Source organism: Catenulispora yoronensis, assembly GCF_039531695.1.
Taxonomy (GTDB): domain Bacteria; phylum Actinomycetota; class Actinomycetes; order Streptomycetales; family Catenulisporaceae; genus Catenulispora; species Catenulispora yoronensis.
On record NZ_BAAAQN010000021.1, the window covers coordinates 97,836 to 111,148 of the forward strand.

13 protein-coding genes are annotated in these 13,313 nt (G+C 71.5%); 8 read left to right on the plus strand and 5 right to left on the minus strand.

Going from position 1 to position 13,313, the window contains the following annotated elements:
• Window positions 1–45 precede the first annotated feature (45 nt).
• From ABD481_RS19205 to ABD481_RS19230, 6 genes are all read left to right on the plus strand, one after another.
• A complete protein-coding gene (locus ABD481_RS19205; protein WP_344667067.1) occupies window positions 46–1,071 on the plus strand; it encodes a hypothetical protein in 1,026 nt (341 codons plus the stop codon).
• Window positions 1,072–1,186: 115 nt separating this feature from the next.
• Complete coding sequence (gene lysX / locus ABD481_RS19210) at window positions 1,187–2,707, plus strand: bifunctional lysylphosphatidylglycerol synthetase/lysine--tRNA ligase LysX (RefSeq protein WP_344667068.1); 1,521 nt, start codon at window positions 1,187–1,189, stop codon at window positions 2,705–2,707.
• Between the two features lie 49 nt (window positions 2,708–2,756).
• The gene (locus tag ABD481_RS19215; RefSeq protein ID WP_344667069.1) at window positions 2,757–2,936 is read left to right on the plus strand and encodes a hypothetical protein; all 180 of its coding nucleotides are present in this window, start codon (window positions 2,757–2,759) and stop codon (window positions 2,934–2,936) included.
• A gap of 39 nt (window positions 2,937–2,975) precedes the next feature.
• Window positions 2,976–4,304, plus strand: a complete 1,329-nt coding sequence (locus ABD481_RS19220) for a globin domain-containing protein (protein ID WP_344667070.1) — start codon at window positions 2,976–2,978, stop codon at window positions 4,302–4,304.
• Window positions 4,301–4,816, plus strand: coding sequence for an amino-acid N-acetyltransferase (locus ABD481_RS19225; protein WP_344667071.1), 516 nt, complete (start codon window positions 4,301–4,303; stop codon window positions 4,814–4,816). Before ABD481_RS19220 ends, ABD481_RS19225 begins: the two co-directional genes overlap by 4 nt.
• A 98-nt stretch (window positions 4,817–4,914) precedes the next feature.
• Entirely contained in the window at window positions 4,915–5,250 is a 336-nt protein-coding gene (locus ABD481_RS19230) for a histone-like nucleoid-structuring protein Lsr2 (RefSeq protein ID WP_344667072.1), read from the plus strand.
• Between the two features lie 680 nt (window positions 5,251–5,930).
• Here ABD481_RS19230 and ABD481_RS19235 read toward each other — a convergent pair.
• Window positions 5,931–6,539: a hypothetical protein gene (locus ABD481_RS19235; protein WP_344667073.1), complete on the minus strand. Its 609-nt coding sequence runs from the start codon at window positions 6,537–6,539 to the stop codon at window positions 5,931–5,933.
• Between the two features lie 314 nt (window positions 6,540–6,853).
• Between ABD481_RS19235 and ABD481_RS19240 the strand changes: the two genes are divergently transcribed.
• Entirely contained in the window at window positions 6,854–9,409 is a 2,556-nt protein-coding gene (locus tag ABD481_RS19240) for an ATP-dependent Clp protease ATP-binding subunit (RefSeq protein WP_344667074.1), read from the plus strand.
• Between the two features lie 286 nt (window positions 9,410–9,695).
• Here the strand turns inward: ABD481_RS19240 and ABD481_RS19245 are convergent, their stop codons facing one another.
• The 3 genes from ABD481_RS19245 to ABD481_RS19255 form a co-directional block, all read right to left on the minus strand.
• A complete protein-coding gene (locus tag ABD481_RS19245; RefSeq protein WP_344667075.1) occupies window positions 9,696–9,830 on the minus strand; it encodes a hypothetical protein in 135 nt (44 codons plus the stop codon).
• Window positions 9,812–10,528: a chaplin gene (locus ABD481_RS19250; RefSeq protein ID WP_344667076.1), complete on the minus strand. Its 717-nt coding sequence runs from the start codon at window positions 10,526–10,528 to the stop codon at window positions 9,812–9,814. Before ABD481_RS19250 ends, ABD481_RS19245 begins: the two co-directional genes overlap by 19 nt.
• A gap of 185 nt (window positions 10,529–10,713) precedes the next feature.
• Entirely contained in the window at window positions 10,714–11,313 is a 600-nt protein-coding gene (locus ABD481_RS19255; RefSeq protein ID WP_344667077.1) for a YbhB/YbcL family Raf kinase inhibitor-like protein, read from the minus strand.
• Between ABD481_RS19255 and ABD481_RS19260 the strand changes: the two genes are divergently transcribed.
• Window positions 11,312–12,241, plus strand: a complete 930-nt coding sequence (locus ABD481_RS19260) for a helix-turn-helix transcriptional regulator (RefSeq protein ID WP_344667078.1) — start codon at window positions 11,312–11,314, stop codon at window positions 12,239–12,241. The genes ABD481_RS19255 and ABD481_RS19260 overlap by 2 nt on opposite strands.
• 96 nt (window positions 12,242–12,337) lie before the next feature.
• Here the strand turns inward: ABD481_RS19260 and ABD481_RS19265 are convergent, their stop codons facing one another.
• Complete coding sequence (locus ABD481_RS19265; protein ID WP_344667079.1) at window positions 12,338–13,270, minus strand: HhH-GPD family protein; 933 nt, start codon at window positions 13,268–13,270, stop codon at window positions 12,338–12,340.
• Window positions 13,271–13,313: the final 43 nt, after the last annotated feature.

The window sequence follows — 13,313 nt, forward strand, 5'->3', positions numbered from 1 at the left end:
CCGAGAACTGATTCGAGAACGGCTGTCGAGGCGCACGGGGGTCTTGTGGAGACGTCGGAGATCCTCGCCGCGGCGGCCGGGCTGCTGGGCTCGGAGCTGACCGACCCGGTCGACCTGGGCGGCGGTCCCCGCAGCGTGGTGCTGCGGGTCCGCACCGCCGAGGGCGGCACCGTCGTCCTCAAGGCGCACGAGGAGCGCGGCGAGTTCCTCGCCGAGTCCGCCGGCCTGCGGTTCACGGACCTGGGTCCGCGGCTGCTGGCCGCCGACGAGGCCCGGCTGCTGATCGCCATGGAGGACCTCGGCGCCGCGCCGAGCCTCGCGGACGTCCTGCTCGGCGGCGACGAGAAGGCGGCCCGCGAGGCGCTCGTGGCGTGGGCCGGCTGCTACGGCCGCCTGGCGGCGTGGAGCGTGGGCCGCGAGCCCGAGCTGTCCCACGGGATGGCGCCCTGGCTGGAGCGCCGCGTCGGGGGGTTCGCCGCGCTCCTGGCGGAGCTGGGCATCCCGGTCCCGGACTTCGGCCCGGTCCTCGCGCTGGAGCACGACCGCTTCCGGGTTTTCTCGCCCGGCGACATCTGCCCGGACAACAATCTGCTGACCCCCGACGGTCTGCGCCCGATCGACTTCGAGGCGGCCGGCTTCCACTCGGTGTTCCTGGACGCCGCCTACACCCGCATGCCCTTCGCGACCTGCTGGTGCGTCTTCCGCCTGCCCAAGATGTTCGCGCTGGAGGCGGAGCGGGCCTACCGGTCCGAGGTCGTGGCCGCCTACCCCGAGCTCGCCGACGACCGGGTCTGGCGGCCCGGGGTCCGGCTCGCCACGGTGGCCCTGGTGGCGACCATGACCGTCTTCCTGTTCGACCAGGTCCGGGAGCAGGACCGGCCGATGAACCGCTCCCGGCCCGAGGTCCCCAGCAAACGCCAGATCCTGCACTACCGCTGGGGCACCACGGCCGCCGCCCTGGAGCGGGCCGGCGAGCTGCCGGACGTCGCCGCCGCCTTCCGGGCGCTGCTCGCCGCCACCGGGCACTGGAACCCCGCCGACCTGCCCGCGTATCCGGCTCTGCGGGCCTGATCGGGGGCGGCCGCGGTTCGAAGTCCTGGTGCGTGCAGCACCCGCGCGCCCGCCACGCGACCACGGACCGGTATTCAGTTGTGACCGGCGGAACCGGGCCAAGTAGCCTTGACCCATGACCGAAACCACCCCGCCTCCGGCGCAGCCCGAGTCCGACGCTCCCGAGCAGATCCGCATCCGCCGGGAGAAGCTGGACAAACTGCGCGAACGCGGTGTGGATCCCTACCCGGTGGGCTACCCCCGGACCACGGCCATCAGCGAGCTGCGCGCGGAGTACACCGACCTGGAGCCCGACACCGCCACCGGGCGGGAGGTCGGGATCGCCGGCCGCGTGGTGCTGTCCCGGACCGGCGGCAAGCTGTGCTTCGCGACGCTGCGCGAGGGCGAGTTCGAGATCCAGGCGATGTTCTCGCTGGACCGCCTCGGCCAGGAGTCGCTGGACGCCTGGAAGACCGACGTCGACCTCGGCGACCTGGTCGGTGTCACCGGCGAGGTCATCACCTCGCGGCGCGGCGAGCTGTCCATCATGGTGGACAGCTGGGCCATCACCTCGAAGTGCCTGCGGCCACTGCCGGACAAGCACAAGGGCCTGACCGACCCCGAGGCCCGGGTGCGGCAGCGCTACGTCGACCTGATCGTGAACCCCGAGGCCCGGCGCATGCTGTTCACGCGCTCGGACCTGGTGCGCTCGCTGCGCGGCAGCCTGGCCGACCGCGGCTACACCGAGGTCGAGACGCCGATGCTGCAGCCGATCCACGGCGGCGCCAACGCCCGGCCGTTCGAGACCCACATCAACGCCTACGACATGAAGCTCTACCTGCGCATCGCGCCGGAGCTGTATCTCAAGCGCCTGCTGGTCGGCGGCGTGGAGAAGGTCTTCGAGATCAACCGCAACTTCCGGAACGAGGGTGCGGACTCCACGCACAGCCCGGAGTTCACCATGCTGGAGGCCTACGAGGTCTATGGTGACTACAACGTCATGCAGCGGCTCACCCAGTCGCTGATCCAGGAGGGCGCCGAGGCCATCTTCGGCTCCCAGGTGGCGCGCCGGGTGAACGCCGAGGGCGAGACCGAGGAGTTCGACATCAGCGGCGAGTGGAAGTCCACCACCGTCAACGAGGCGATCTCCGAGGCGCTGGGCGAGGAGGTCTCGGCCGACACCGAGATCGGCGCCCTGAAGAAGCTGTGCGACGCCGCGGGCATCCCCTACGCGCCGGACTGGACCCGCGGCCAGGTGGTGCTGGAGATGTACGAGCACTTGGTCGAGGACCGGACCGTGCAGCCGACGTTCTACCGGGACTTCCCTAAGGACGTCTCGCCGCTGACCCGCGCGCACCGCGTCGACCCGCGACTGGCCGAGCGCTGGGACCTGGTCGGCTGGGGCGCGGAGATCGGCACCGGCTACTCCGAGCTGATCGACCCGGTGGACCAGCGGGCGCGGTTCACCGAGCAGTCGCTGCTGGCCGCCGGGGGCGACCCGGAGGCGATGCAGCTGGACGAGGACTTCCTGCGGGCCCTGGAGTACGCGATGCCGCCGGCCGGCGGCATCGGGGCCGGGATCGACCGGATCCTGATGGCGCTGACCGGGCGGCTCATCCGGGAGACCATCCTGTTCCCGTTCGTGAAGCCCGTATAAGCATTACCACCGGGTTTGACAAACCTCGGAAAGAGGGGGAAGCGACACGATGATGGACAATCTGGACCTTTATATTCCGTCGGCCGTCATGGCGATTCTGTTCGTCTATGTGATCCGGCTCATCATCGTGTCGCAGAACCCTCAGAAGCGGGCCGAGGCGCGGGCGCGCGAGCTTCAGGCGGAGCGGGAGGATCCCCGCTTCGAGCCGGGTGGTTCGAACCCCGGATAGGGGCCGAACGGGGAGTGCCATCCCTGTAATGTGGCGCGGGTGACGGAAGTTCTGGCTGTGGACGGCGAATCCCTCAACGACGATCTGATGGCCCACCGCACGCAGGCCTTGGTACTGGTCAGGCAGGGTTTTGCGGCGGTCATGGCGCGGCCGGACAGGTTCACCAAGGAGTTGTACGAAGACTTCTTCAAGTCCAATCCGCGCTACCAGAAGTACTTTGTCGGCGACCCCGCCCGCCGGGACGAGCGGACGCTGGAGGCCGCGGCGCGGGTCGTGGCCGAGCTGGACCGTCCCGGTGCGCTGCTGCCGCTGCTGCGCCGTCTGGCGCTGGACTACCGCAAGTACGGGGTGCGCGAACCGCACTACCGCGCCTTCGCCGGCTCGGTGATGACGGCTCTGGAGCGCACCATAGGTGAGGCCTGGACGTACGAGGCCGCGGTCGCCTGGGTGGACGAGCTGACGATGGTGGCCTCGGCGATGCTCGGCATCGCCGCCGAGGCCGACGGCCAGGGGCCGGCCTACTGGGAGGCCGAGGTGGTGGCGGTCGACCGGATGGGCGAGGACGTGGTCCGGCTGCGGGCCCGGACCGCCTTCCCGTATCCGTACCAGGCGGGGCAGTACGCGGCGATCGAGCTCGGCCGGCTGCCGTGGGTGTGGCGGGACTTCTCCTTCGCGGCGGCCCCGAGCGCCGAGGACGGCGCCGAGCACTCCGTGCTGGAGTTCCACGTGCAGCGCTCGGAGGGCGGCACGCTCAGCACCGTCGTGCACGACGAGCTGGAGGTCGGCGACCGGATCCGGATCGCGGCCCCGGGCGGCGAGCTGGCCTTCCCGGCCGGCGCCTCGCGGCTGATCGCGGTCGGCCACGGCACCGGGCTGGCGCCGATCGTGGCGCTGCTGGAGGAGGCCGCGCGGACCGGGGACGACCGGCCGGTGCATGTCGTGGTCGGGGAGTCGCTGCGAGCCGTCAAGCCCGCGAAGCCGGCGCCGGCTTCGGCGCGGAAGGCGGCGGCGTCGAAGGCCGCCGCCGGTGCTGCTGCCGGGAGCGCGGGGACGGCCGCCGCCGCCGCGAAGAAGGCCGCCGCCAAGCCCGTGAAGGGCGCCGTGGACGACGGCGAGGCCCACTACCTGGCCGAGCGCCTGGCCGAGCTGGCGGCCGCGCACGGGCACGCCACGGTGGTGCACGTCGGCGCCGCCGAGGAATTGCCTCAGCATCTGGACGCGTACGTCAAGGCGCTGTCCGGCGGCGGGACACTGTCCGGGTGGGGCGGCGTGGCTGTCGGCTCGACCGCGACGGTCCAGGCCTGCCTCGAGGTCCTGGCGTCCGCCGGGGCCGATCCCGCCGACGTGAGAAGCGATCTTTTCGGATGACATCACCCCGCCCCGCCGATTTCACCGTGCGGCGCGCCCGCACCGATGATGTCACGGCGATCCGGGAACTCCTCGGCCGCTACAAAGGCATCTTGCTGGACAAGCCGGACGTCACGCTATTCGAGGACATCCAGGAGTTCTGGGTGGCCGAACACGACGGCGACGGCCGAATCGTGGGCTGCGGCGCCCTGCACGTCTTCTGGCTGGATCTCGCGGAAGTGCGCACCCTGGCGGTGGACCCGGAATGCCGCGGGATGGGCATCGGGGCGCGAATCCTTGACAAACTAGTGCGTACCGCCGCCCGCATCGGCGTCCGCCGCCTGTTCTGCCTCACCTTCGAAGTGGACTTCTTCGCCGCCCACGGATTCTCCGAGATCAGCGGCGTCCCGGTCCCGCCGCAGATCGAAGCCGAACTGTCGTTGTCGGCGGACGGCGGCGTCGCGGAGTTCCTGGACTTGGAGCAGGTCAAACCCAACACTCTGGGCAATACGCGCATGCTGCGGATCTTGTAGGACGGTGCACGACCTACGAGACGGGATTTGATTTCATCAGCGGAATGCGCTTTGCTGACTGGCGGAATATCCCGTACCCGAGAAAGGCGGGCCGCCCGATGGCCAAGCGCACGACCGTGGTGATTCACGACGACCTGGACGGCTCCGAGGGTGCCGGCACCGTGAAGTTCGGCCTCGACGGGAAGTCCTACGAGATCGATCTCTCCGAGGGCCACGAGAAGGAATTGCGCAAGGTGCTGGAGAAGTACGTCAGCGCCGCGACCCTGGTGACGGGGCAGAACGCCGCGTCCTCGGGCCGCCGGAAGTACGGCACCGGACCGGCGCGCCGCGACACCAAGCACATCCGTGAATGGCTGCGCTCCCAGGGTGTGGAAATCAGCGACCGCGGTCGTATTCCGACCGAGCACATGAATCGCTACAACGCCGCCCACTAAAAAGCCGGCGCCGGCACCCGCGCCCAGCCGGGGCGCGGGGGCGTGCCGGACGCCGGCGGGTCGTCGGCGAGCCCGGTACCAGCACGATCAGCAGGACCAGAACGAAAACCAGGGCGAGAACCAGCACGGAAAAGCAGGGCCTGAACGACGCATCTCCAGCGGTCGAAGCCGTCGCCGAGCGCGGTCCACGACAGCACGGACGAACCGGCGACGAGGCTACCGCGCGAGCCGTGAACCTCAACGGATCACCGCGCGGCGGCCACGGCCAGCCGACGAGAAGCGACCGAGGCCACCCGGCGAAAAGCGACCGCGATAGTGGCGGTCAGCAGGGTCAGTCAGCGCGGCGATTATGGGCAGCCGATGACAAGCGGCCACAGCCAGTCGGCGAAAAGCGACCGCGATAGTGCTGGTCAGCAGGGTCGGTCAGCGCGGCGGTCACAACCGGTCAATGACAAGCGGCCGCGGCCAGTCGGCGAGAAGCGACCGCGATAGTGCTGGTCAGCAGGGTCGGTCAGCGCGGCGGTCACAACCGGTCAATGACAAGCAGCCACCGCCAGTCGGCGAAAAGCGACCGCGATAGTGCTGGTCAGCAGGGTCAGTCAGCGTGGCGGTCACAGCCAGCCGATGACAAGCGACCACGACCAGTCGGCAATATTCGGTCGCGACGGCGGCCGGCAAGCTCACCGCGCGGCGGCCACGGCCAGCCGGTGGCAGGCGGCCGCGATGGTGGCCAGCAGGGCGATCAGCTCCGGGGGTTCGGGCAGACCCGGTGTGGGATAGGCATCGCGGCGTGAGGCGCCGCGGCTTCCCGCCGCGAGGACTTCCGTGCCGTTTTTGGCGGCGTCCTTCATACCGTCCGCTAAAGCGTTCTTCGGGGTGCCGGCCGAGGTGTCTTCCGCTCTCTCGGGTGTGATCCCCGCCACATTCGCCCCCGGCGCACCGGCAGTCTCACCGGTCCCGCCGCCAGCCCCACTCCCGGCCCCACTCCCACCCCCGGCTCCGCTCCCCGGTCGCTGCATCGGCACCGTGGCCGGGTGGAGCCAGCGCACCGGGGGGTCGGTCAGGTCGGAGCCGGCGACCGCGGTCAGGTCCAGCCGGACCCCGCCCCAGTCCAGCCATTCCAGCAGCTCCGGCAGGTCCTGCGCGCCGCCGTCGGCCACGTAGAACAGCACGCGGCCGCCCGCGGACAGCGCCACCGGGCCGGGGGCCACCGCCGGCTGTCCGTACCCCAGCAGCCGCACCAGCGCCTCGCGCCCCGCGGCTTCCGGCACGGAGACCACGTCCGGCATGTGGATCGACCTCCCCGTTCGCTCTTGGCGTACAGCCTATTCGGGTCTTCCGGTCCGGTACCGGGAACACCACGTCAGAGGCGGCGAGTTGGACTGACTGAAGGGCTTGCGGGACAGGCCGCGCGGACCCACCTCGGGGAAGTCGCGCCACCTGCGAGGGAAGGCGGGACTAGCATCGGTTGCGAGCCCGCCCGCCACTCCAGGGCGGACCCACTGGTTTGGCACCGCACGGAACTAGCAACACACCAGGGCAAGCGAGAAGATCGCAGTTTGATCCACACGTCGGCCCGCGACGCTCCGGGGAGCGATGAGGAATGTTCGAACGGTTCACCGACCGCGCACGGCGCGTCGTCGTCCTGGCCCAGGAAGAGGCCAGGATGCTCAACCACAACTACATCGGGACCGAGCACATCCTCCTCGGCCTCATCCACGAGGGTGAGGGTGTGGCGGCCAAGGCCCTGGAGAGCCTGGGCATCTCGCTGGAGGCGGTCCGCCAGCAGGTGGAGGAGATCATCGGCCAGGGCCAGCAGGCCCCGTCCGGGCACATCCCCTTCACCCCGCGCGCCAAGAAGGTCCTGGAGCTGTCGCTGCGCGAGGCGCTGCAGCTGGGCCACAACTACATCGGGACCGAGCACATCCTGCTCGGCCTGATCCGCGAGGGCGAGGGCGTCGCGGCCCAGGTGCTGGTCAAGCTCGGTGCCGACCTGAACCGGGTGCGCCAGCAGGTGATCCAGCTGCTGTCCGGCTACTCCGGCGGCGGCAAGGAGGCGGCGGCGGCCGGCGGCCCGGCCGAGGGCACCCCGTCCACCTCGCTGGTGCTGGACCAGTTCGGGCGCAACCTGACCCAGGCCGCCCGCGAGGGCAAGCTCGACCCGGTGATCGGGCGCGAGAAGGAGATCGAGCGGGTCATGCAGGTGCTGTCCCGCCGCACCAAGAACAACCCGGTGCTGATCGGCGAGCCCGGCGTCGGCAAGACCGCGGTGGTCGAGGGCCTGGCCCAGGCCATCGTCAAGGGCGAGGTGCCCGAGACGCTGAAGGACAAGCACCTCTACACCCTGGACCTGGGCGCGCTGGTGGCCGGCTCGCGCTACCGCGGCGACTTCGAGGAGCGCCTGAAGAAGGTGCTCAAGGAGATCCGCACCCGCGGTGACATCGTGCTGTTCATCGACGAGCTGCACACGCTGGTCGGCGCGGGCGCGGCGGAGGGCGCCATCGACGCGGCGTCGATCCTCAAGCCGATGCTGGCCCGCGGCGAGCTGCAGACCATCGGCGCCACCACGCTGGACGAGTACCGCAAGTACGTCGAGAAGGACGCCGCCCTGGAGCGCCGCTTCCAGCCGATCCAGGTGGCCGAGCCCTCGGTGGCGCACACCATCGAGATCCTCAAGGGCCTGCGCGACCGCTACGAGGCGCACCACCGGGTGTCCATCACCGACGGCGCGCTGGTGGCCGCGGCCACCCTGGCCGAGCGCTACATCTCCGACCGGTTCCTGCCGGACAAGGCCATCGACCTGATCGACGAGGCCGGCTCCCGGATGCGGATCCGCCGGATGACGGCGCCGCCGGACCTGCGCGAGTTCGACGACAAGATCGCGAACGTGCGCAAGGAGAAGGAGTCCGCGATCGACGCGCAGGACTTCGAGAAGGCCGCCGCGCTGCGCGACCAGGAGAAGCAGCTCCAGGGCGCCAAGGCGCGCCGGGAGAAGGAGTGGAAGCAGGGCGACCTCGACGTCGTGGCCGAGGTCGACGAGGAGCTGATCGCCGAGGTGCTGGCCACCGCCACCGGCATCCCGGTCTTCAAGCTCACCGAGGAGGAGACCTCCCGGCTGCTGCGCATGGAGGACGAGCTGCACAAGCGCGTCATCGGCCAGGAGCAGGCGATCAAGGGCCTGTCCCAGGCGATCCGGCGTACCCGCGCGGGTCTGAAGGACCCCAAGCGCCCCGGCGGCTCGTTCATCTTCGCCGGCCCGTCCGGCGTCGGTAAGACCGAGCTGGCCAAGGCGCTGGCCGAGTTCCTGTTCGGGGACGAGGACGCGCTGATCCAGCTGGACATGTCCGAGTTCTCCGAGAAGCACACCGTCTCGCGGCTGTTCGGCTCCCCGCCCGGATACGTCGGCTACGAGGAGGGCGGCCAGCTCACCGAGAAGGTGCGCCGCAAGCCGTTCTCGGTGGTGCTGTTCGACGAGGTCGAGAAGGCGCACCCGGACATCTTCAACTCGCTGCTGCAGATCCTGGAGGACGGCCGCCTGACCGACTCCCAGGGCCGGGTCGTGGACTTCAAGAACACGGTGATCATCATGACCACCAACCTCGGCACCCGGGACATCTCCAAGGGCTTCGGCCTGGGCTTCGCCGCCCACGGCGACACCAAGGCGCCGTACGAGCGGATGAAGTCCAAGGTCAACGACGAGCTGAAGCAGCACTTCCGCCCCGAGTTCCTGAACCGCGTCGACGACACCGTGGTCTTCCCGCAGCTGTCCACCACCGACATCAAGGCCATCGTCGACCTGATGATGACCAAGGTCGACGGCCGGCTGAAGGACAAGGACATGGGCATCGTCCTCACCGACGACGCCAAGGGCCTGATCGCGGAGCTGGGCTACGACGCGGTGCTGGGCGCGCGGCCGCTGCGCCGGGCGATCCAGCGGCACATCGAGGACCCGCTGTCCGAGAAGATCCTGTTCGGCGAGGTCCGCGCGGGCCAGCTGATCACCGTGGACGTGTCCAAGGAGACCGGCGCGGTCGAGTCCGACCAGCGGTTCACCTTCACCACCGGGCCGAAGGAGAACGTGCCGGAGGACGCCTCGGCGCTGGAGTCCGGCACCCTGCCGCCCCCGGCCCCGGAGGCCACGCCGCCGGTCAGCGCCTGACGCCCGGCCCCGGAGCCAGGCACAGCGACGACGGCGACAGCAGCAACGGCAACGGGCGCCCACCCCGTACGCGGGTGGGCGGCCGTCGCCATGTCCAGTGTCCTGACCGCGGGCCTGTTCCGGAGTGACGTCGGCTCCGGCCCGGGGAGTTCCCGCGGTTGCGCTGCTGAACGGTGTAGCGGACTAGCGGGTGTAGCGGTGTAACGGTGTTTCCGGTGATCAGATGGTTCGGGTGTTCCGGGTGTCGCGGATGATCGGGTCCGGCGCCCGGCCGGGCACCGCGAGGTCAGTGTCCGGCGGTCCGGCCGCCGGGCCGGTCGCCCGGGTCGCCCGGGTCGTTCGAATCGTTCGGGTTGCCCGGGTGGTTCGGGTAGTCCGGGTCGCGCAGGCCGCTCGGGCCGCTCAGACCGTGGGCGGGCACGGGACCCCGGGCGGCGGCGGCAGCTGCGGCGGCGGGCCCAGCACCGGCGGGCACGGCTCCGGGGGGCAGGGCTCCGGCGGGCACGCCACCGGCGGCGGGGGCATGACCGGCGGGGTGACCGGCGGCGGGGTGGTGACCGGGGTCGGGCCGGCGCCGCCGATCACGCAGGCGTTGCCGGCCGCCTCGTCGGCGAAGCCGACCACCGCCACCGAGTCGCCGCAGGCCTGTACCGGGGCGTTGATCGGGAGCTGGACCACGTTGCCGGAGAGCAGGCCGGGGGAGTCGGCCGCGGCGCCCACGGCGTGGGCCGAGGTGCCGTCCACCAGGCAGGCGTTGCGGTCCGACCGGATCCCGGCGGCGACCGCCGCGGCGTCCAGGCCGCAGGCCTGGACCGGCACGTCGGCGGCCACCGAGGCGACATTCCCGGAGACGGCGCCCGGGCTGTGGGCGGCGAAGCCGGCGGCGTCGGCGCTCGCGCCGGTGATCGCGCAGACGTTGCCGAACGCGCCGTCCAGCGCGGCGGCGGCCGCGGCGGTGTCCCCGCAGACCTGGATCGGCACGTCGGCCGGTACCTGGACGGTGTTGCCGGCGACGGCGCCGGGACTGTCGGCCGTCGAGCCGGTGACCGTGGCGGACGTGGCCGCGCTGGCGGCGGCCGCGCCGCCCAGGACCACTGCGCCGGTGGCAGCCGACAGCAAAAGGCCCTTCCTGACAAAGGCGTGCATGGATTTCCTCGGAGTTCGTCGATTCCAAAGGAAGCCGACAGCGGCTCCCGGGGCCTCAACGACGTCCTCCGAACTCCGGTAACGGACATCCGGCCGAAGCACGGCCGAATGTCCACCATCCGGCAGAGCAGACACCATTTTGTCGGCGGTGCCGCTGATTACTGCTTGGCCAGCACCGTCATCTCGGCGACGCCGATGATGTGCTGGCCCAGCACGAAGCCGGACAGCGCGGTGGTGGTGCCGGCCGAGCCCAGCCCCAGGCTGGGGGTGTCCAGGGCCAGTACCCGGATCTTGTAGTGGTGGGTGATGTCCCCGGCCGGCGGGCACGGCCCGTCGTAGAAGGCGTCGCCGCCGTCGTTGACGCCGACCACGGTCCCGGCCGGCGGCGCGGCCTGCCCGCCGAAGGCCGCCGCCGAGGCCGGGATGTCCCAGGCCCGCCAGTGCGAGAACCCGCTGCCGGTCGGGGCGTCCGGGTCGAACATCTCCACCGCGTAGCTCTTGGTCCCGGCCGGCGCCCCGGACCAGGCCAGCCGGGGCGTGGTGGCCGGCCCCGCGCACACGTCGGCGGCCGGGAACCAGCCGCCGTTGGTCAGGTCCGGCGAGCTCACCTTGAAATGGGCGGCGGCCTTGGGGATGCCGTTGCGCACCGGGCCGGATCCGAACCGGTCGCACACGACGGCGTACGCGGTGGCGGCCCCGGCCGCGAATGTGGCCGCGGTAGCAACGCCGGCGACCGTGATCTTCGTCTTCTTGTTCATGGGTCAAGAGTTTCGAGCCGCCGCCGCGCTCCAGGAAGAGTCTTCGAAGCCTGGTACGCCGAGTACCACCCGCCGGCACACCCTCGGCGAGTTCCTGGTGGCCATGCGGGGCCGCCTGAGCCCGGAGGACGTCGGCCTGCGCAGCACCGGCCGCCGCCGCACCCCGGGGCTGCGGCGCCAGGAGGTGGCGGAGCTGGCCGCGGTCAGCATCGACTGGTACATCCGCCTGGAACAGGGCCGCGCCGGGGCCCCGGGGACCGGCGTCCTGGACGCCCTCAGCGAGGCGCTGCGCCTCTCGCCCGCCGAACACGAGTATCTCCACCTGACCGCTCGCGGCGAGGCGCCACCGCGCCGGCTCCCGCGCTGCCGCGCGGAGGTGGCGCCCTCGCTGCGCGTCGTCCTGGACGGCATGCCGCTGCTGCCCGCCTACGTCATCGACCACTGTTTCGACGTCATGGCCCACAACGCCGCCGCCTCCGCGATGTTCGGCGACGCCTTCGGCTCCGGGATCGCCGCCAACACCGCGCTGATGCTGTTCCTGGACCCCGAGTGCTGCCAGACCCAGCTCTCCTGGGAGCAGATCGCCCGGGAGACCGTCGGGGCCCTGCGCGCCAATCTGGCCCGCTACCCCCACGATCTCCGCCTGCAGCAGGTGGTCGCCGAGCTCCGCGACGGGAGCCCGGAGTTCGCCGGGTGGTGGGAGGACCACACCGTGGGGGAGCGGGCCAGCGGGGTGAAGCGCGTGGCGCACCCGGCCGTCGGGCTGATGACGGTCGCCTACGACATGCTCGCCGTCGGCACCGGCGCGGAGCAGCGCCTGGTGGTGGTGACGCCGGTCGACGCCACGACCGAGCAGCGGCTGCGCTCGCTGGTGGCGGGGTACTCGCGACGGGTGGCGCAAGGGGGCGCGGCAATATCAGCGGCTTGAGGACGGCCCGGGGCGGCGGCGGTGGTTTCCCCGACGGCGGCCGCCTCCGGGACACGGACGGCGCGGCGCGGCGGCAGTGCGCCGGAACGGCGGCGCTCAGTGCGCCAACGCGTACCGCTCACCGTCCAGCACCATCACCAAGCCGTCGTCCACCAGGCTCGCCAGAGCCCGCTCGCGCTGCACCACGTCCCGGGTCCACGCCGCCTCCAGTTCCTCGCGCGGCACCGAGCCGTGGGTGTCGCGCAGTACCGCGAGCAAGCGGCCGCGGGCCTGGCGGTCGGTGCCCTCGTAGGTCTGGCCGCGCCGCGGAGGGCCGTCGTAGGGGGGTTTTCCCGTAGCGACCCAGGTGCACAACTCCGCGACCGGGCAGTCGTCGCAGCGCGGTGCCCGAGCCGTGCACACCACCGCACCGAGCTCCATGCTCGCCGCGGCCCACTCCGCCGCGTCGGCAGCGGCTTCCGGGAGCAGCGCGGTGGCGATGCGGCGATCGCCGGGCGTGGTCGCGGGCGCCGGGTATTCGACCCCGGACACCGCGCGCGACAGCACCCGCCGGACGTTCGTGTCCAGCACGATGTGCCGCTTCTGATATGCGAACGACGCGATGGCTCCGGCGGTGTACTCGCCGACCCCCGGCAGCGACCAGAGGTCCTCGTAGGTCGAGGGCACGACGCCGTCGAACTCCTCCTCGACGGCCGTGGCGGCGGCGTGCAGCCGCTGCGCGCGGCGGGGATAGCCGAGCCGTCCCCAGGCCCGCACCGCCTCGCCCACCGGCTCGGCGGCCAGCGCCGCCGGCGTCGGCCACCGCTCCAGCCAGGCCTCGTACACCGGCAGCACCCGCACCACCGGCGTCTGCTGGAGCATGAACTCGCTCACCATCACCGCCCACGGCGTGGCGTCGGGGCGGCGCCACGGAAGGTCGCGCGCTTCGGCGCGATACCACTCCACGACGCCGGCGACCAGCTCGGACCCGTGTTCGAAAACCGGGGTGTCCGTTTGGTCGATTGTCCGTGTGGTCGTTCTTTCCGCCATCTGACGATCGTACGGCGGGGCGTGCCGCACACCGCGGCATCGG